The 19,204-nt window shown below is 47.2% G+C and carries 21 protein-coding genes; 15 read left to right on the forward strand and 6 right to left on the reverse strand.

The window, feature by feature from the left end:
• Positions 1–46 precede the first annotated feature (46 nt).
• Positions 47–820, forward strand: coding sequence for an imidazole glycerol phosphate synthase subunit HisF (gene hisF, locus P8H32_RS06335; protein ID WP_301088780.1), 774 nt, complete (start codon positions 47–49; stop codon positions 818–820).
• On the opposite strand, the gene P8H32_RS06340 is transcribed toward hisF, so the two are convergent.
• The 5 genes from P8H32_RS06340 to gpmM all read right to left on the reverse strand — a co-directional run bounded on the left by P8H32_RS06340 (position 810) and on the right by gpmM (position 6,301).
• On the reverse strand, positions 810–1,034 hold the full coding sequence (locus tag P8H32_RS06340) for a DUF6316 family protein (RefSeq protein ID WP_297292630.1): 225 nt from the start codon (positions 1,032–1,034) through the stop codon (positions 810–812). The genes hisF and P8H32_RS06340 overlap by 11 nt on opposite strands.
• Before the next feature lie 62 nt (positions 1,035–1,096).
• On the reverse strand, positions 1,097–1,885 hold the full coding sequence (locus P8H32_RS06345) for a divergent polysaccharide deacetylase family protein (RefSeq protein WP_297292631.1): 789 nt from the start codon (positions 1,883–1,885) through the stop codon (positions 1,097–1,099).
• 35 nt (positions 1,886–1,920) lie between these two features.
• Positions 1,921–3,258 (reverse strand): S41 family peptidase, encoded by a 1,338-nt coding sequence (locus P8H32_RS06350; RefSeq protein ID WP_301088781.1) that lies wholly within the window; start codon positions 3,256–3,258, stop codon positions 1,921–1,923.
• A 163-nt stretch (positions 3,259–3,421) separates the two neighbouring features.
• Positions 3,422–4,600: a peptidoglycan DD-metalloendopeptidase family protein gene (locus tag P8H32_RS06355; protein ID WP_297292633.1), complete on the reverse strand. Its 1,179-nt coding sequence runs from the start codon at positions 4,598–4,600 to the stop codon at positions 3,422–3,424.
• A 144-nt stretch (positions 4,601–4,744) separates the two neighbouring features.
• The gene (gene gpmM, locus P8H32_RS06360; RefSeq protein ID WP_301088784.1) at positions 4,745–6,301 is read right to left on the reverse strand and encodes a 2,3-bisphosphoglycerate-independent phosphoglycerate mutase; all 1,557 of its coding nucleotides are present in this window, start codon (positions 6,299–6,301) and stop codon (positions 4,745–4,747) included.
• Between the two features lie 195 nt (positions 6,302–6,496).
• On the opposite strand from gpmM, the gene P8H32_RS06365 reads away from it, so the two are divergent.
• Genes P8H32_RS06365 through secB form a run of 3 tightly spaced genes read left to right on the forward strand, consistent with a single transcriptional unit; the run spans position 6,497 to position 7,778 of the window.
• Positions 6,497–6,913, forward strand: coding sequence for a rhodanese-like domain-containing protein (locus P8H32_RS06365; protein ID WP_297292634.1), 417 nt, complete (start codon positions 6,497–6,499; stop codon positions 6,911–6,913).
• Positions 6,914–6,961: 48 nt separating this feature from the next.
• Positions 6,962–7,243 carry a glutaredoxin 3 gene (gene grxC / locus P8H32_RS06370; protein WP_297292635.1) on the forward strand — a complete coding sequence of 94 codons (282 nt, stop codon included), beginning with the start codon at positions 6,962–6,964 and terminating at the stop codon, positions 7,241–7,243.
• A 58-nt stretch (positions 7,244–7,301) separates the two neighbouring features.
• Positions 7,302–7,778 carry a protein-export chaperone SecB gene (gene secB, locus P8H32_RS06375; protein ID WP_301088785.1) on the forward strand — a complete coding sequence of 159 codons (477 nt, stop codon included), beginning with the start codon at positions 7,302–7,304 and terminating at the stop codon, positions 7,776–7,778.
• Between the two features lie 53 nt (positions 7,779–7,831).
• Here secB and trmL read toward each other — a convergent pair whose 3' ends face one another.
• On the reverse strand, positions 7,832–8,296 hold the full coding sequence (trmL, locus tag P8H32_RS06380; protein WP_297292637.1) for a tRNA (uridine(34)/cytosine(34)/5-carboxymethylaminomethyluridine(34)-2'-O)-methyltransferase TrmL: 465 nt from the start codon (positions 8,294–8,296) through the stop codon (positions 7,832–7,834).
• Positions 8,297–8,545: 249 nt separating this feature from the next.
• Between trmL and pilM the strand changes: the two genes are divergently transcribed.
• From pilM to P8H32_RS06435, 11 genes are all read left to right on the forward strand, one after another.
• Positions 8,546–9,511, forward strand: a complete 966-nt coding sequence (gene pilM, locus P8H32_RS06385; protein ID WP_297292638.1) for a pilus assembly protein PilM — start codon at positions 8,546–8,548, stop codon at positions 9,509–9,511.
• Complete coding sequence (locus P8H32_RS06390; protein ID WP_301088787.1) at positions 9,498–10,115, forward strand: PilN domain-containing protein; 618 nt, start codon at positions 9,498–9,500, stop codon at positions 10,113–10,115. The genes pilM and P8H32_RS06390 overlap by 14 nt, the downstream gene beginning before the upstream one ends.
• A gap of 15 nt (positions 10,116–10,130) precedes the next feature.
• Complete coding sequence (locus P8H32_RS06395; protein ID WP_301088789.1) at positions 10,131–10,808, forward strand: hypothetical protein; 678 nt, start codon at positions 10,131–10,133, stop codon at positions 10,806–10,808.
• A complete protein-coding gene (locus P8H32_RS06400) occupies positions 10,801–11,127 on the forward strand; it encodes a hypothetical protein (protein ID WP_297292641.1) in 327 nt (108 codons plus the stop codon). The genes P8H32_RS06395 and P8H32_RS06400 overlap by 8 nt, the downstream gene beginning before the upstream one ends.
• Positions 11,128–12,810, forward strand: a complete 1,683-nt coding sequence (gene mshL, locus P8H32_RS06405; protein ID WP_301088790.1) for a pilus (MSHA type) biogenesis protein MshL — start codon at positions 11,128–11,130, stop codon at positions 12,808–12,810.
• Positions 12,811–12,843: 33 nt separating this feature from the next.
• The gene (locus P8H32_RS06410; RefSeq protein WP_301088792.1) at positions 12,844–13,755 is read left to right on the forward strand and encodes an AAA family ATPase; all 912 of its coding nucleotides are present in this window, start codon (positions 12,844–12,846) and stop codon (positions 13,753–13,755) included.
• Positions 13,752–14,774 carry a hypothetical protein gene (locus tag P8H32_RS06415; RefSeq protein ID WP_301088794.1) on the forward strand — a complete coding sequence of 341 codons (1,023 nt, stop codon included), beginning with the start codon at positions 13,752–13,754 and terminating at the stop codon, positions 14,772–14,774. Before P8H32_RS06410 ends, P8H32_RS06415 begins: the two co-directional genes overlap by 4 nt.
• Before the next feature lie 49 nt (positions 14,775–14,823).
• Positions 14,824–16,584, forward strand: a complete 1,761-nt coding sequence (locus P8H32_RS06420) for a GspE/PulE family protein (protein WP_301088795.1) — start codon at positions 14,824–14,826, stop codon at positions 16,582–16,584.
• Positions 16,585–16,586: 2 nt separating this feature from the next.
• Positions 16,587–17,801 (forward strand): type II secretion system F family protein, encoded by a 1,215-nt coding sequence (locus tag P8H32_RS06425; RefSeq protein WP_297292646.1) that lies wholly within the window; start codon positions 16,587–16,589, stop codon positions 17,799–17,801.
• A gap of 87 nt (positions 17,802–17,888) precedes the next feature.
• Positions 17,889–18,524, forward strand: coding sequence for a prepilin-type N-terminal cleavage/methylation domain-containing protein (locus tag P8H32_RS06430; RefSeq protein WP_297292647.1), 636 nt, complete (start codon positions 17,889–17,891; stop codon positions 18,522–18,524).
• Between the two features lie 22 nt (positions 18,525–18,546).
• The gene (locus tag P8H32_RS06435) at positions 18,547–19,107 is read left to right on the forward strand and encodes a prepilin-type N-terminal cleavage/methylation domain-containing protein (protein WP_301088797.1); all 561 of its coding nucleotides are present in this window, start codon (positions 18,547–18,549) and stop codon (positions 19,105–19,107) included.
• Positions 19,108–19,204: the final 97 nt, after the last annotated feature.

A 19,204-nucleotide genomic window follows, 5' to 3' on the forward strand; every position in this document is an offset into this window, starting at 1 on the left:
TACTGCCTTCGCGGTAATGACGTTCTTAAACCAATGTGGATAAATTATGGCTTTAGCAAAAAGAATTATTCCTTGTCTTGATGTTGAAAATGGTCGCGTAGTCAAAGGCGTTAACTTTGTTGATATTCGTGATGCGGGTGACCCGGTAGAAATTGCCAAGCGTTATAACGAGCAGGGCGCCGATGAAATTACTTTCCTAGATATTACCGCCACCCATGAAGGCCGCGATACCACCGTACATACCGTAGAAAAAATTGCTGCGGAAGTTTTTATTCCCTTAACCGTGGGTGGCGGTATTCGAACTGTTGATGATATTCGCACCATGCTAAATGCCGGTGCTGATAAGGTAGCAATAAATTCCGCCGCTATTCACAATCCTGATTTTGTTAAAGAGGCTGCCGAGCGTTTTGGTTCGCAGTGTATTGTAGTAGCGATTGATGCAAAGCAAGTCAGTACTGAGGGGGAGCCTTTACGTTGGGACATTTTTACCCATGGTGGCCGCAAGCCAACGGGTATTAATGCGGTAGAGTGGGCGGTAAAAATGGTGGCCAACGGCGCCGGAGAAATTTTGCTGACCAGCATGGATGGCGATGGCACCAAAAAGGGTTATGATCTGCCATTAAATAAAGCGATTAGCGATGCGGTATCGGTACCGGTTATTGCTTCAGGTGGCGTTGGTGAATTACAGCATTTGGTGGATGGTGTTAAGCAAGGTGGTGTTGATGCCGTATTAGCGGCCAGTATCTTTCACTTTGGCGAACACACCGTGCCGGAGGCAAAACAGTTTATGGCGCAGCAGGGAATAGAAGTCAGGCTGTAGTTAGTGCAGCATAGAGTCTAGTTAAGGTTTTCGGCTCAGCCAGGGACATAAACTCAATAAAATCATTCAGCCCTTTGATGGCTTCTTTCTTATCACCAAAAGGACCGATAGGCGCCCCTTCCCGGGTTGAGAAAAACCACTCTCCTTGTGCGGCGAAAAAACGCTCAGAACGTACGGGAAGAGTGCTGCCCGTTTCGCCGGCTCTAAGGGTCATACTTCTCATCTGATAGGCCCTGTCGTGGATAGGCTCTGTCGTAAGTTTTTAACAGTTTAGCGTTATTTCCCTATATTGAAAGGTTTTTCAATGCTTAGTTTTGTGCTCTGGCGGTGAAGTTCAAATTGACTAACCGATCGGCTGCCAGAGGCTTTGATTAACACCACGCCCTTTTCTTTGAGTAACGGCAGTTGTTGTTCTAAAAACTCCAGTGTTTCAGGGTAGGGATGGCCAATAGCGACAGCCTCCCCCTGTTGTTTGGATAAGCGGAGCAGTTGATCAAACTGCCTGGCAATAGCGGCTATGGTGGGTTCGTTGTCCAGAAATACATCGCGTCTCAGGGTGGGTAGCTGTAGCTCTCGAGCGGTGCTTTCAGCCACGGTAAGCGGGCTGGTGCGGCTATCGACAAAATAGAGGTTTTGTTGTTTTAGCTCCTGCATCAGCCATGCCATGGGTTGCTTAAGCTGGGTGAGCAGGCTGCCCATATGATTGTTAACGCCTTTGGCATGGGGGATGGAATAGATATTATCCACCAGGGTTTGCCGAAATTGCTGTTGATTCATTCTTGGGGTTAGTGTGCCTGGTCCGGTCGGGTAGTCGTGCAGATTGCTCATGGGCGCATGGAGCAGAACTTCTTTTTGCCGCCGGTTGGCTTCATTCGCCAACGTTTTGCTATAGGGGCTATGTGGCAGGAAGGCATAGTTAACAGCGCCGGGTAGAGCAATGGCCCGTTGTCCCAGTTCAAGGCTATTACCCATATCATCAATAATTAGAACAATTCGGGATTCTGCTATGTCTGCCAAACAGCTGCTGGCCAGGCCAAGGCAAAGAAATAGAGCGAGTATCTTCATGAATTAACTATATAGCTTTGATTACAGGGCTTTGATTACAGAGCTTTAGGAACTTCCTGGTGTTCTGGTTTGCTGGCTACTTGAGTGGCTTTTTCGTTAAGGCCCAGAATGTTTAAGCCCTTCAGCAAATTCAAGGCTTCATACAATTGGTTATCACTATTAAACAGGCCGTCTTTAGCCTTGTCCTGGCGCTTTTCACGATCACTTTCATCGCCATTGGTGCTGCTTAGATGTCCCTGCAAGTCCGCTTCGGTAATACGCTCGCGGGTTTTGATGGTTTCAATTTTAGCCCGCTCTACTACGATATCTGGAACAATGCCCTGAGCCTGGATGGAGCGTCCGTTGGGGGTAAAATAACGGGCAGTGGTTAATTTGATCGCATGCTTTTCAGATAAGGGCACGACGGTTTGTACCGAGCCTTTGCCAAAACTATCGGTTCCCATAATAACCGCGCGGTGATGATCTTGCAGCGCACCGGCCACAATTTCCGAGGCTGAAGCTGAGCCGCCATTAATCAATACCACCACGGGAGCTCCATCGGTCAAGTCATTGGGAGTGGCGGAATATTCCGAGTGAGAATCATTCAGCCGCCCTTCGGTGTAAACAATCAGGCCTTCTTCCAGTAGGGTATCTGCCACCTCAACGGAGGACTGCAAAATACCACCGGGGTTATTGCGCAGGTCAACCACCAGCCCTTTCATTGGGGTATCTTTCGTCTTTAGCTTCTCAATGGCTTTGCGAAATTCACTGCCGGTTTTACTTTGGAACTGGGCAATACGCACATAGCCAAAGCCCTCTTCCAAGGTTTTGCTGCGTACGCTAACCACTTTGATAATGTCCCGGGTGACAGTGACATCAAAGGGTTGGCGAATACCTTCACGAACGATGGTCAGTTCAATATCGCTGCCTTTTTTGCCGCGCATGAGCTTAACGGCTTCATTCAGGGACATACCTTTAACCGGCTTGTTGTCCAGCTGGATAATCAGGTCACCACTTTCAATACCGGCTTTTTCGGCAGGGGTATCATCAATAGGGGAGATCACTTTGACATAGCCATTTTCCAGACCGACTTCCAGACCTAAGCCACCAAACTCACCGGAGGTGCTGACTTGCAGGTCATCAAAGGATTTTGCGTCTAAATAGCTGGAGTGGGGGTCAAGGCCGGATAGCATACCGCGAATGGCATTTTCCAGCAGGGTTTTATCGTCAATCTCTTCAACATAACTAAGGCGGATATGATTAAACACATCGGCAAAGGAGCGAAGCTCATCCAGCGGGAGTTTACCCTCATTAATGCTGGCGGCTTGTTGGGATGCGGGTACTTCCTCGGTGTCATCGGCCTGTTGGGCTTGTGCATTAGAGACAAGGGACATGACCAGTACCAGACTGAATAGCAGACCGGTTCTCGTTTGCGTTGTAAAAGCTGACTTCATAGTGATGCTCATTAAATAGCGCTACTTATTCTTTTGTCTCGGTTTGATTGTACCTTGCTTTTAAGGGGGGGTGTTAGGTAATACAACCGCCTGGCGTGCTCCATTATGCCCGTTTACACCATCGGCGTGGGTCTGTTGGCTTGCCATTGTGACGGATCTCAAAGTATAGCCCGGCCCGCTGCTGGCCACCGCTATTGCCCACCGTGGCAATCATATCGCCGGGGTTTACCCAGTCGCCGGTCTCTTTTAGCAAGCTTTGATTATGTGCATACAGGCTCATATAACCATCGCCGTGGTCAATAATAACCAGCAAACCTGAGCCCCGCAGCCAGTCGGCGAAGACCACTCGGCCAGAATGAATGGCCTCCACTTTGCTGCCTTCAGTGGCGGGAATAGCCAAACCCTGCCAGCGCAGGGAGGTGCCATTACGTTTATAGCCAAAGCGATTGCTAGGTTTGCCCGCCACCGGCCAGGGCAGCTTGCCTTTTAATTTGCCAAAAGGGCTGTAGTCGCTGGGGATACTGATATTGGCGAGGGTTTGCTCGACGGCGGCTAAAATGCGTTCTAGTTCGCTGCGGTCTTTAGCCGCCTTCTTTAAACGCTGGTCGTTATTTTTAATCGCTGAATTGATTTTGGCGAGATTGTTTTGCCGGGATTGTTTGCTGGCAAGCAGGCTTTGGTGGGCTCTGCCAAGTTTTGCTTTTGCGCTGGTTAGGGTTTGAGTCTTTTCAACAATGCGTGGCTCGATAGAGTTGAGCTCGCTAATAATATTGATGTAATTTTCAATCTGCTCGCTGCGGGCTTGATTGAAATAATCGTAGTAGGTAAGAGCTCGACTGATTTTATCCGGCTGTTCTTGATTGAGCAGCACTTTAATTTTTTTCTCTTGGCCAACCTGATAGGCCGCCAGTACTTGTTGCTCAATAAATTTTTGCTGGTCCCGTTTCGCTGTATTAAGGTCTTTGCGTCTGATCTGCAGGGATTGTAATTCAGCTTGCTCCTGGTTTAGCTGTTGTTGAATACCGCGAATTTGCTTTTGTACGGCGCCAATATCTACTTCAGATTTTTGTAGTGAGTTCTGCAGCTCGGAACGCTGGCCCTTAAATTCAGAGAGCAGCTTGCGCAGGGATGACATCTCTTTATTGAGCTGCTGGATTTGCTGGCGGGTTTTCGTGTCGTCGTCGGCGGTGATGCTTTGCAGGGGGAGTAACAGGGTTAGGGCAGCAGCGAGAAAAAAGCGCAGTAGTGCCGGCTTTTTTCTAAAGGTAAAACGCTCGCCCATTTAAGGTGTGCCTCATAATCTGTTGTCATTCCCGCGTAGGGGGGAATCCAGCCTGCATGCTTATGCTGTTATTTCCGCGAAAGCGGAAATCTACAGCACTGGATTCCCGCCTACGCGGGAATGACGGTTTGGTGCAAGTGTAGACTAATTCACCGAAACCAGTGAATTCCCCGTCATTTCTACAGGCTGCTCTATATTCATTAACGCCAACAGGGTTGGTGCAACATCGGCTAGCTTGCCTCCTTCCTGCTGCATGCTAACGGATTTATTGCCCACATAAATAAAGGGCACCAGTTCAGTGGTGTGCTGGGTATGGGCCTGGCCGGAAACATAGTCGAGCATTTGCTCGCAGTTGCCATGGTCAGCGGTGATCAGGCAATCACCATCGACACTGAGTACCGCTTCACTAACTCTGCGCACACTTTCATCAATCGCTTCAGCGGCTTTTAATGCAGCCTGGTAACTGCCGGTGTGGCCAACCATATCGCCATTGGCGTAGTTGCAGATAATGGTGTCGTACTCGCCGCTGGTAATGGCGGCTACCAGTTTATCGGTTACTTCCGGCGCGCTCATTTCCGGTTGCAGGTCGTAGGTAGCTACATCGGGTGAGGGAATCAGAATTCTATCTTCGCCTTTATATAACTCTTCTCTGCCGCCACTAAAGAAAAAAGTAACATGGGCGTATTTTTCTGTTTCTGCAATACGCAGCTGTTTTTTATTATTGGCTTCCATGAGTTCGCCAAAGCTATTAGTCACTTTTTCAGGGGGGAAGGCACTGGGTGCTTTGATATCGGCGGCGTATTCTGTAGTCGTTACAAAACTTGCCAGCTTGGGTGTTTTGCTGCGAGTAAATCCGTCGAACGCTGGTTCAACAAAAGCACGGGTTATTTCTCGGGCTCGGTCAGCGCGGAAGTTCATAAAGATAACGGCGTCGCCCTCATTAATGATGGCGCTTGGCTGGTCTTCTGTTTGAATAATAGTGGCGCTAACAAACTCGTCGTTTTCGTCACGTTGGTAAGCGGCATTGAGCCCGTCAATGGCATTATCAAAGCGGTAGTCAGCCTTGGCCTCGGTTAGCAGATCATAAGCTAGCTGAACTCGCTCCCAGCGGTTATCTCTGTCCATGGCGTAATAGCGGCCGACTAAAGAAGCGACGCGGCCACAGCCGTGCTCGGCAAATTTGTCATTCATTTTTTGCAGGGAAGCTTCAGCGCTGCGAGGTGGGGTATCGCGGCCATCCAGAAATGCGTGTAGGTAAACCTGCCTGGCACCACGCTGGGCAGCCATATCGATCATCGCCAGAATATGGTTCTCATGGCTGTGAACCCCGCCGGGGGATACCAGGCCAAACAGGTGTATCGCCTTATCCGCGCTGACGGCTTTATCAATAGCTTCTATATAGGTACTGTTTTCAAAAAAGTCACCATCGGCGATGGCTTTATCGATACGGCTGATATTCTGGTAAACAATACGCCCGGCCCCAAGGCTCATATGGCCCACTTCAGAGTTGCCCATCTGGCCCTCCGGCAGACCTACGTTTAGGCCTGAACTGGAAATCAGGGTTTTTGGCTGCTGCTGCCACAGTTTGTCCCAGGTGGGGGTGTTGGCATTATGGATAGCGTTGTCTTCCGGTGCTTCCCGGTGGCCCCAGCCATCAAGAATCAATAAAACAACGGTTTTTTTGCCAGTACTGTTTGTCATAGCTCGGTCTGTCTTCTCGTTCGAATGTTTTTGCGGGCCTAATTCTACCGATTCCGGCTGCAGTTCGCCATGGCATTGGCGTTTACTGGAGATATTCACAGTGTCAACAGGCCTTGTCGGTGTGTATACTTGCGCCCTTAATTTGTAACTGCGGTGCCAGTGGCGCTGTTTAAAGGTGTGAGGTAAGTCAGGGCAATGGCTCTATTTTTAGAATTTTTGGCTGAGCAGTGGATCGTTGCATCAGCATTAATGGTGTGTGTTGGTCTATTAATTCGCCATGAGTCAGCCAAGGGTGGCCCAACCCTCAGCCCACAACAGCTAATCACAGAAGTTAACCAAAAGCAGGCATTGGTGGTTGATTTAAGAGATAGCAAAGAGTTCGACCAGGGCCATATTGTCGATGCGATCAATATACCTCATGCCAAATTGGCGACACGGAAAGTCGAACTGGAGTCCTCTAAAGACAAACCCATTATCCTGGTGTGTAAAATGGGCCAGCATTCAGGTGCTGCTGGTAAAACCCTGGCTGCCGATGGCTTTAACCAGGTGTCGCGCCTTAGTGGCGGTATGATGGAGTGGCAAAATATGCAGCTGCCACTTGTAACCAAGTAATTCAGCCTCATTATAAGAGGCTGGCTAGCAACAGAGATTGTGAGTCGTATGTCAGATATTTATCTTTATACCACCCGTTTTTGTCCGTTCTGTGTACAGGCAAAGCAATTACTAGATTCTAAAAGTCTGGCCTATAGTGAGATTTCAGTGGATGGTGACCCTGAGCTGCGTTTGGAAATGATGAACCTCAGTGGTCGCCGCACCGTGCCGCAAATCTGGGTCGGCGAAACCCATGTTGGCGGTTGTGATGATTTATGGGCGCTGGAGCGTTCGGGCAAATTAGATAGTCTGGTAGAGGCCGAAGGCCTGAATCGAGCGGGTTTAAAGTAGTAATAACGAATACCTGAAACCACAACATTGATTAGATTAGGATTATAGAGGAAAGATCATGGCCGAGAGTGAAGCAACTCCAAAGCAGCAGTTTGGCATCCAGAAAATTTACGTTAAAGATGTATCCTTTGAAGCTCCTTTGGGTGCGACGGTGTTTGCCAAGCAGTGGCAGCCAAAAGTTAATGTTGATATGAACACCAAAAACAGCAAGGTGAATGACGAAAACTTTGAAGTGGTTTTGACTATCACGGTAACAGCGACTTTAGATGAACAGACCGCTCTATTGATTGAAGTGCAGCAAGCGGGGCTGTTTTTGGCCAAGGGTATAGAGGGCGAGTCTTTGCGTCAGGCCCTGGGAATTATGGCGCCTAATTTGCTATTCCCCTATATTCGTGAAGCTATTGATAGCCTGGCTATTAAAGGCGGCTTCCCTGCTATTAGCTTACAGCCCATTAACTTTGAAGCACTGTATCGTCAGGCGGCTCAGCAGGCTACTCAGCAATCGGTCAATGAGATGTCTTCAGAATCTCACTAAGCTGCCAAGCTCAACTTGTTTGAAAACCGCAACAGCCAGGCTGTTGCGGTTTTTTATTGCCCGCCCTTAAAGCCCAACTGCCGCCAGGCTTCGTAGACAAATATAGCCACACTGTTAGAAAGGTTTAAGCTGCGGCTTTGGGCCTGCATCGGCAGGCGCAGCAACTGTTCTTTTGCCATCTGATTTAAAACCTCGTCGGGGAGCCCGCGAGTTTCCGGCCCAAACACCAGGGCATCTCCCTCTTCAAACCGCGCTTCAGTGTGGTTATTTATGCCTTTGGTCGTGCATGCATACAATTGTTTTGGCTGAATTTTTTCTAGAAATTCTGCCAATGAGGCGTGAGTTTCCAATGCTGCCCACTCAGAGTAATCCAGTCCTGCTCGGCGCAGTTTTTTATCGTCCATATCGAAGCCCAATGGCTCAATCAGGTGCAGCTTAAAGCCCGTGTTAGCACAGAGCCGAATAACGTTACCTGTGTTGGGTGGTATTTCAGGTTGGTAGAGGACTATATGAAGCATGGTCTTAAAGTTTCCTATCAGTTTGAAGGTTATTTTAATCCGAAAAATAAAACTGTGCTTTATTTAAAAGCGTCTATAATTTGTAAACAAAAGCATGGACTTACAAAACCAAGGCAAAGTAGTTTCTTAAGTGCTGCATTTTTGTTCGATGGGTTGTGGGACGATAACGCTATTCTAACGTTAAACCCCTGATCACTCGTAATTAATAACTCAACGAAATTGGACTTCTTGGGAGTGACAAAAACGCCAATGGCGATATCGATTCCTTGGTATAGTAGATGGCTGAATAAAAGCCATACCGGTGCAGGCCGGGTAGGTTTGGCAGTGGGCCCGGATGGTCTGGCTATTGTCATGGTTAATGCCCTCGGTGCTGTTCAGTACTGCCAATTCCACGACCCAGAAGGTGATAGCTCCCAGCTACTGGCCAATATAGTGGCTGAGAAAGGCTGGGAGAAGATGCCTTGCTCCCTCGTCTTGCATCCCGTTTATTACCAGTTGCTGCTAACCGAAAAGCCTCCGGTGGAAAGCGATGAAATGTCATCGGCGGTGCGCTGGAAGGTTAAAGAATTTATTGATTTCCCTGTGGAAGAGGCCGCCATTGCCCACTTTGAGCTGCCAGAAGATGCCTACCGCGGTCGCCAAAAAATGCTGTATGCCGCAGCGCTGAGAAAATCCACCCTACAGAGTTTAATTACCCCCATTGAGGCCAGTGGCCTGCAAGTCGATTGTGTCGAGATTGCCGAATTGGCTATGCACAATATTGTTTCGCGCCTGCCGCAAAAGAGCGGTGGTATTGCCGTGGTGCAATTGCATGAAGGCGAGGGCTTTATCAATCTGGTTGAAGATGGCGCTGTGTACTTAACGCGCCGTTTGGATATTGGCTTAGATACATTTAATGCCAGTGTCGACAATACGCGCTTTTTCGATTCTTTATTTTTGGAGATTCAGCGCTCACTGGATTATTACGAAAGCCAACTCGGAAAAGGGATTATCACGCGTTTATTTTATTCTCCCGGCTTGGCCAATACCGTTGCCATAGGTGATTTTTTATCCACCCAGCTTGGCTTAAATGTTGCCCCGCTGGAATTGCCCATGCTTGAAATGACTGAAGATGTTGGTGCAGATGGCGAGCACATTATTCGTTCAGCCAGTGCGCTAGGTGCAGCGCTCGGTCCCTATCATCCGCCGCAGGAGACTATTCGTGCAGCATCTTAATCTTTATAGCGAACTTGATCGTGTGGTCGAACCTCCCTTTTCCGGGCGGCAACAACTGTGGATTGTCTGCGCTGTTTTTGTGGTAATGATGCTGGCCTATGGCGTGTTACTTATCGGCAGCCAATTAATGGAAAGTGAACTTGCCGAGCTGGCAGCACGACAGCAAACGATGACAGAACAGCTGGATACCTTAAAAGCGAAAAAATCCAAACTCGAACGGGAAAATAATCTCGATGGTGAAATCGCTTCATTACAAAATGATATTCAGTTTCGCCGTCAGTTGTTAGCCAGTATTGACCCCCCCAATAGCGAGCAAGTTGAAGCGGGCTTTGCCAGTCACCTTGAAGGCTTGGCGCGGCAGAATATCGACGGTATGTGGTTAACCGAAATTCAGTTGCAGCAGGGTGGTCAGCAACTGGCTTTAATGGGTCGTACCCGGGCGCCGGAATTTGTGCCGCGCTATTTACAAAATTTAGCTACTGAAACCATTTTCTCCGGCCGCCAGTTTCGGGTATTTAAAATGAATATACCCGAAGGTGAAAATAATCTTCTGGATTTTGAATTGCGTGCCACCGAATCCAGTGATGCACAGCGTCAAAACTAATGGGCAACTCAGCCAATGAATGAACATATAGTTGCCATGCAACAAAAAATTGATGCATTAAATCAACGTGAGCGAGTGTTAGTGCTACTTACCGCTATCGTTTTTTTGCTGATGATTCTTCAGGTTGCACTGCTTGACCCCCTGTTAAGCAAAAGAGAGCAATTAAATAGCAGTATTAAAAGTATTAATGCTGAAATGCAGCAGAAAAATAATGAAAAAATGATTTTGGAAGCGCAGCTAACAGCCGGGATTAACCGCGATAAAATTAAACGCCGCAATCAATTAAAATCCCAGCGTGACCAGCTTAACCAAAAGATTGAACAGTCCCTGGTGGCAATGATACCGCCCCGGCTAATGCCAGAAGTTTTGGAGAGAGTCCTGGCGGAAACCAAAGGTCTGAAACTATTAAGTATTGAAAATAAACCGGTTGTAGCCATGGTGCGACAAAAGCCTGCAATGGAAGCCGCCGGCGGTAACACTGCGGCTGGCAACCAGACACTCTATAACCACGGCTTTGTGTTGCGTTTAAAAGGCAACTATATGGAAGCCATTACCTACTTTGAAAAATTATCCCAATTGCCCTGGCGCTTTCAGTGGCATGATTTACGTTACCGGGTCGAACAATATCCCAATGCCATTATTACTTTAGAAGTGCATACCGTCAGTATGGCCGAGGAGTGGATTGGTGTTTAAAACATTTTTTAAATGGTATGGCGGCGCGTTACTGATAACGGCGCTGGCTATATCGCCCTTGGCCTGGTCTCTTGATGATCCTACTAAACCATCCAGTTATCGATCTGTAGGCAAACAGAGCGATGGCCTTAGGTTGGAAAGTATTTTATTTAGTAAAGCCCGCAAGGTAGCCATGATTAATGGCAAGGTGCTGGCAGAGGGAGATGTTATGGGTAGCAGAAAAATTATTCGTATCAGTAAAAACAGTGTATTGGTCAGCGACAACGGTAAAAAAATCACACTGAAACTGAGCCGTACAGCAATCAGGCAGGAAAAATAAATGCGTTATCAACAGCTAATCACTCTTGCCTTAGCGGTAATTTTTATCGCTTCCTGTGCCATAACACCGCGGGAGACCCGCGATAATTCCGGTATCGAAATGATACAGGAGGAATTGGCAGCGATTGAGGACAATCCCCAAAGCGAGGACATAGCACCACCGCCACAGGTTGATGAAGCCTTGCTGCCACCGCTAATGGGTGGTGGTAGTTTGGCGGCTAGTGAAGACTTATTTGATGTCTCTGTAGATGAAGCCAATGCCCGGGACTTCTTTATGGGCCTGGTAAAAGGCACGCCCTACAATATGGTTGTTCACCCCGATGTGCAGGGCACCATCAGTCTTGAGCTGCAAAATGTCAATATTGAAGAAGTGATGACTGTTGTTAACGAAGTCTATGGCTATTCCTATAAAAAGCGCGGCAACCTTTACCAAATACTCCCCGGAGGTATGCGCTCAGAAGTTTTTCATATTGACTACCTGAGTTTAAAGCGTACCGGTATTTCCGAAACACAGATCACCAATGGTGAGGTCAGTGATGCAGGTACCAGCAATAGCGGTGGTAGCAGCAATGATAGTAATAATGACCGCAACCGAAACAATGGCGGCAATAATGGCGGCGGCAATATTGGTGCACAAATAAAAACGGAAACCAAATCAGATTTCTGGGCTGAATTACAACAAACCCTAACAGTATTGATTGGTGACGGCGAGGGTAGACGAGTCATTGTTACTCCGCAGGCGGGTATTATTGTTATTCGCGCCATGCCCGATGAAATTGATACCGCGAAAGACTTTTTAACCCGTGCCGAAATAATTATGCGCCGCCAGGTAGTGCTGGAAGCTAAAATTCTGGAAGTACAGTTAAGCGATAGCTACCAGACCGGTATCGACTGGAACGCGGTTACCGATATTAACGGCAATGATTTTTCCTTTGGCGTGGGTGGCTCCCCCGTGATTAGCCCAAGTGGTATCGGAGGTGCATTTAGCGGAGCCTTTACTTCCGATGACTTTACCGGTGTGATTCAGTTATTAGAAACCCAGGGTAGTGTGCAAGTGCTTTCCAGCCCAAGAATTTCAACTGTCAATAACCAGAAGGCTGTCATTAAAGTAGGACAGGATGAATTCTTCGTTACCGAGATTTCCAATACCACCACCACTTCAACAGGCACAACCACCAATAATCCGGAAATTGAATTAACGCCTTTCTTCTCCGGTATTGCTTTAGATGTAACACCGCAAATTAGTGAAGACGATGAAATTATTTTGCATATTCACCCCTCAATCAGTGAAGTAGAAGACCAAACAAAAATTATTACCCTGGGTGATCAGGTGGTTGAACTGCCGCTGGCGTTAAGTACTATTCGCGAAACCGACAGTGTGGTTTATGCTCGCAGCGGCCAGGTGGTAGTACTAGGTGGTTTAATGCAAAACCGCTCACTGGATAATAATTCTGGCACACCAGTATTTGGCGATATGCCATTTGTAGGTCATCTGTTTAGCCAGCAGCGAAATACCACGGTTAAAAATGAGTTAGTTATTTTATTAAAACCGATGATCATGGGGCCAGATGGATTGCCTGAGGCGACCAGTCGTTCGCAGCAGCGTTTTGATCAATTCCGTCATGTACTGGATAACTCCTATAGTAATGAAAATGGCGATAAAGAAGGTACTGACAGTGAGTAACTGCCAGACCAAGCCTGAAGCGAGCTTTTTATAATGTATAAAGAGCATTTTGGCCTTAGAGACCAGCCCTTTGGGCTGACGCCTAATACGGCATTTTTTCTTAATGCCCAGGGTCACCGTGAAGCCTTTAATCTGCTGCAAGTGGCCCTGGCCAATGGTGAAGGCTTTATCAAAGTGGTGGGTGAAGTTGGCACCGGAAAAACGATGCTTTGCCGGAAATTGCTAAACACCCTGGATGATAATTATTACACCGCTTATATCCCCAACCCTTTTCTAAATCCTACAGCCCTTTATCGCGCTATTGCTGGAGAGCTGGGTATAAAATGTAAATCACGTGATGGGATTAATGAATATCAAAACGGAATTAATGAACGCCTGGTCGAGTTAGTCGCCGAAGGAAAGCAGGTTGTATTGGTTGTCGATGAAGCCCAGGCCATGCCACCAAAATCACTGGAAGCTTTACGGCTGATCTCCAATTTAGAAACAGAAACCACCAAGTTGATTCATATAGTGTTATTTGGCCAGCCAGAGTTAGATCGCCTATTGGCCCATGACAGTCTTAGGCAATTACTGCAGCGAGTTACGTTTTCTTATGACTTGCCACCTCTGGATATGGAAGGCACCAGTAACTATATACAGCACCGTGTTGCCACCGCAGGTTATAACGGCGCGCAATTATTTAATAACAGTGCTTTACAATATCTCTATAAAGCCAGCAAAGGCGTGCCGCGGTTGGTGAATATTCTTTGCCATAAAGCCCTGATGGCCGCCTATGGTAAAGGTAATCAACAAGTGACAAAGGCCCATGTAGCCTCCGCGATTAAGGATACTGAAGGTGTTGATATACCGGGCCAAATGACCGGTTGGTTATTTGCCGCCTCAGTTGCTGTAGGTTTAGGTGTGGTGTTAGGTGTGTTTTTTACCATGCCGGGTGGCTTTAGATGAGCTTGGTTAACGATATGCTGAACGATCTTGATGATCGTCGCAGTCAGAAGGCCCGTGAAGAAGTTAATCTTGACTGGATGACCGGGCAGAAACAAACCAGTAAAAATAAATGGTTAATGCCGTTAATGTCTTTTGTGGTGATTGCCATTTTTGTAGCGATAGCGGTTGCTGTCTTTCGTTACCAAAATACCGCCAACCAAGAAGCTATGGATAAGTTGGCAGCTATTGCGCCAAAACAGCAGCTGCAGCCAGTATCAGAGCTTGCTGTAAAGCTAGCTGAAAACCCCGTGGTAAAAAAAGCGGCGCCCGTTCAACAAGTAGTTCCAGTTACCGAAGCTCTGGCAGAAGCTAAAACGCCTATCGACAATATCGAGACCGTAAAGCCCGCGCCTGAGAAAAAAACGCCAGTCACAAAGGTCGCGCAGCCAGTTAAAACTCCCAAGCCTTTAACCCTTGCCCAGCGTGACCTTATCGCAAGCCAGCAGGCGAAAAAATTATTGCGTAATAACCAACCACTAAAAGCTGAAGAAGAACTGATCGCATTTATGAGGGACAACCCCCTTGCTATTCGCTCCGGTAAAGTGTTGGCAACAATTTGGTTATCGCAGAAAAACTACCGGCAGGCGGAGCAGTTATTAATTCCATTGGGTGATGTAGCCCCAAGGGATATTGAGCTGATTATTATTCAGGCGCGATTATATTTTTCGCTTAAGCAGTTAGACCAGTCCATGAATTTACTGTTGTCTGAAAGACCTGCTGTAAGCAAACACACTGATTATTATGAATTGCTGGGCTATGTTGCCAGAAGCAATCAACAATACGATTACTCGGTGCAGTCCTATCGCACTCTGCTTGAATATGATGCCAGTCGCGGTGACTGGTGGGTAGGTATGGCTATAGCGTTAGATCTGCAAGGTAAAAATAAACTGGCGAAAGAAGCTTACCGGCGTGGTATAGAGTCAGGCCGTATTAGCCAGTCATTAAGTGACTATGCGCGCAAACGCATTCCATCATTATGATAGTGCCCAACAATATTAGTGAACACAGTACAGTGAAAGGGTGAGAGCGTTGCCAAATACAGAACGAAAGAAAATACGACTTGGCGACTTGCTGGTCCAAAATAACCTGATTACCGATGAGCAGTTGGGAGAGGCGCTGGGTTCGCAAAAACAAAGCGGTAAAAAACTCGGTCGCGCTTTAATAGACTTGGGTATGGTGGAAGAAGATCAGTTATTAAATCTGTTATCCCAGCAATTAGATGTACCCTTTATCCAGTTAAGAAACTTTAATTTCAAGCCAGAAGTTACCCAGCGCCTACCGGAGTCTTATGCTCGCCGTTTTAGGGCCGTTGTACTCAACGAAGAAAATGATACGCTGATTGTCGGCATGGCAGACCCTACCGATATCTTTGGCTTTGATGAATTATCAAGAATTTTACAACAGCCATTGGCGCTAGCAGTAGTTCGTGAAAATGAATTACTTGAAGCGCTGGATATGCTCTATCGGCGTACCAGTGAGATTGCCTCTTTTGCAGAAGAGCTAAGTGATGAACTGGGCGACCAGTCCATAGAGCTTGATCTGCTGGAAGCGACCGGCGCAGAGGATGCCCCGGTCGTTAAATTACTGCAGTCCATCTTTGAAGATGCGGTACAGGTTAATGCTTCGGATATTCATATTGAACCCGATAAAAGCGTCTTGCGTATTCGCCAGCGTGTTGATGGTGTATTGCAAGAGCATGTAATGAACGAAAAACGTATTGCCTCAGCGGTGGTGTTGCGTTTAAAACTGATGTCCGGGTTAAATATTTCAGAAAAGCGCCTGCCGCAAGATGGCCGTTTTCATATCAATATTAAAAGTCGTCCTATTGATGTGCGTATATCAACCCTGCCTGCGCAGCATGGCGAGTCCGTGGTTATGCGCTTGCTGGATCAAAGCCAGGGTATGGCGGACCTTAATAATGTCGGTATGCCGGCGCATATTCTGCAACGCTTCCGCCAGCAGATTAAACGTCCCCATGGTTTGATACTGGTAACAGGCCCGACTGGTAGTGGTAAAACCACCTCCCTGTATGGCGCACTGCAAGAATTAAATAGTGCCGAGAAAAAAATAATTACCGTGGAAGATCCGGTGGAATATACCCTACCGCGTATTACCCAGGTGCAGGTGCACGATAAAATCGGTTTTGACTTTGGTTCGGTACTGCGTTCTTCCCTGCGACAGGATCCGGATATTCTTCTGGTAGGTGAGATTCGTGATCAGGAAACTGCAGAAATTGCTGTGCGCGCTTCCCTAACCGGTCATCTGGTTTTATCTACCTTGCACACCAATGATGCTATTACTAGTGCCATGCGTCTTATTGATGTCGGTCTGGAAGGTTATCTGGTCGCCAGCGCTTTGCGTGCCGTTGTTGCCCAGCGTTTGGTAAGAAGAATTTGCAATAGTTGCAAAGAGCAATGCCAGCCTGATGAGCAAGAAAGCATTTGGCTAAAATCGATCAATCCCCGTGCCGATATTCCCGCACTCACCTTTTCCCGGGGCAGGGGGTGTTCTCACTGTAATAATACCGGCTACCGAGGCCGTATTGGTATTTTCGAGTTTTTAGAAATTAATAATGACCTTGCCGATACACTGCGCTCCGCCGATCCCCTGGCTTTTGGTAAAGCAGCAAGAGAACAAGAGGATTTTAAAACCCTTAGCCAGTGTGCGTTAGATTATGCGGTAGAAGGTATTACAACATTGGATGAGGTATTCAGGGTGTCTGAGCAATTGGCAGAGGAAACCCTTGAAACTCTTGAAACTCCTAAAACTCTAGCGGCTGAGGAAGCATAAGCATGGCCAGGTTTAGCTATCGCGGCAGGGATGACAAAGGGGGGTTGGTCTCTGGCGTTATCGAGGCCGGTTCCGCCGATGGTGTGGCCTCCCAACTTAGTGGTAATGGCGTTACCCCTGTAGCTATTACTGAAAATATTGCTGCCCGGGAAATAGAATTACCAGATTTTTTCCAGCAAAAAGTTACGCTGGAAGAATTAAGTATGTTTTGCCGGCAAATGTATAGCCTGACCCGTTCCGGCGTGGTGTTAACCCGCGCCATAAGAGGTTTGGCAGAATCGCTGCGCAATGAGCGTTTCACCAAAGTATTGCTGGATGTTGAAGCTAGCTTAAATTCCGGTGTCAATCTATCTTCCGCATTAAGCAAGCACCCCGATATTTTTGATAGCTTATTTATTAATATTGTTAATGTTGGTGAAAGCTCGGGTCGACTTGAAATCGCCTTCCAACAATTGTCTGGCTATATGGAGTTGGAAAAAGATACCCGCCGTAGAATTTCCAGCGCAGTGCGTTATCCGGTTTTTGTATTAACCGCCATTAGTATTGCGATAGTAGTGCTTAATATTTTTGTTATACCCGTCTTTGCCGATTTATTTTCCAAGTTTGGCGCCGACTTGCCCTGGGCCACCAAAATATTGATTGGCACCTCCAATTTCTTTTTGGAGGAATGGCCTTTTATTATTATTTTTTCTTTAGGTGCTGTTATTGGTATTCGCTACTACATCAATACCGAAGCCGGCAGATTTAAGCTCGACCGTTTTAAATTATGTATTCCATTAATCGGTTCCATTTTAGAGCGTGCAATACTCGCAAGATTTAGTCGCAGCTTTGCCCTGATGCTTAACTCCGGTGTGCCGCTTATCCAGGCCCTTGAGCTGTCATCCCAGGCCGTCGGAAATAGCTTTATGGCAAAAAATATTCGCGGCATGCGAGAAGGTATCCAGCGCGGTGAAAGCTTGTTACGCAGTGGCGTCCAAAGCGAAATGTTTACTCCGCTGGTATTACAGATGATCCAGGTGGGTGAAGAGACCGGGCAGGTCGATGAAATGCTGAATGAGGTTGCTGATTTTTATGAGCAGGAGGTCGATTATGACCTGAAAAACCTCTCCAGTTATATCGAGCCGATTTTAATCGCCTGTATTGCAGGCCTGGTAATGATTCTGGCATTAGGCATATTCCTGCCAATGTGGGACATGATGAATGTGATGCAAGGTTAACTTTTGGTGATTAAACGGTGGCAATAACGCCTAATGATCAATATCAAAAGTAGGGACTAAATTATTGTATATATTGGACATATAACTATGAATGCTAACAATCTAACGCTTTTAATAGGTCGCTCACCGGGGCAGAACTACCACCAGGCCCGGGGTTTTACCCTGATTGAGCTGGTTATCGTTATTATCCTCTTAGGCTTGCTGGCGGCGGCAGCATTACCCCGTTTATTAAGCGCCACCGATGAAGCCGAAATAGCCAGCCTTGAGGGTGTGGCAGGTGGCTTTAGTACCGGTGTCTCCATTGCCCATGCTCAGTGGGCTACCGATGGCAATGTAGCAGGAGGCAATACTTCTTCAGCGTCCAAGATAGCCATTAACCTGGATGGCAAAGTCTTCTATATCAATGAGTATGGCTGGCCAGCCAATGTAAATAGTGGCGATGACGCCGCCGCAAATGGGCAAACGGCCAATGAATGTAAACAGGTGTTTGATAATGTGCTGCAAAGCTCACCATCATCCACCATAGATTCTGGCAGCCGCGGCAACAACCGCTACTTTGTTTCCGTGATTGCGGGTGCTGGTGGTGACCTTGCCGGTGAGACGGGTGATGTTTGTCGCTATGAGTTGATTTTAAGTAGTAATGCCACCGCAGCGCAGACACATTACTTTGACTATGACCTGGTGGATGGTCAGGTTACCGTGATTTATCCAGAGCAGAATTAAATTTTCGGAAAAGGTATTGGCTATGTTTCAGCAAGAACGGCTTCAGCAAGAACAGCTTCAGCAAAAACAAACAGGTTTTACTTTAGTTGAGTTGGTTATCGTTATTGTCCTATTGGGTTTATTAGCCGCTACGGCATTACCACGATTTTTAAATGTCACTGCAGATGCACAGATCGCCTCCCTTGAAGGTGTTGCTGGTGGTTTTACCACGGGGTTATTACTGGTACGCACCCAGTGGGTGGCAGATGGTAATAGTTTGCCCAGTGCGGCGGGCATAGAGGTAGTCATTGATGGCCAGTCTGTTTTTGTCAACGAGAATGGTTGGCCCGCCAATACCGGTGACGCAGGTAATGCTACTACAACCAACCAGACCGAGGCTGAATGTCAGGAAGTATGGAATGGCGTGTTGCAAAGTGCGCCTACTTCTCTATTAAGCGGTGGAACTATTGATAATGAGCGTTACCAAATATCCGCACCGAATACCAGCGCCTGCCGTTATGGATTAATTATTAACGGCGCATCAGATACGCACTTCTTTGACTATAACGTTGTCAACGGCACTGTAACTCTGACGATTCCCTAAGTAGTTCAAAAGAAAACTTTGTTAAATTTTTAAAAATGTTAAAAGAGGTAAAGGTAATGAAGAAGCAACAATCAGGTTTTACATTAATTGAATTGGT

Source organism: Oceanicoccus sp. (assembly GCF_029238675.1).
In the GTDB taxonomy this organism is placed as follows: domain Bacteria; phylum Pseudomonadota; class Gammaproteobacteria; order Pseudomonadales; family Dasaniaceae; genus Oceanicoccus.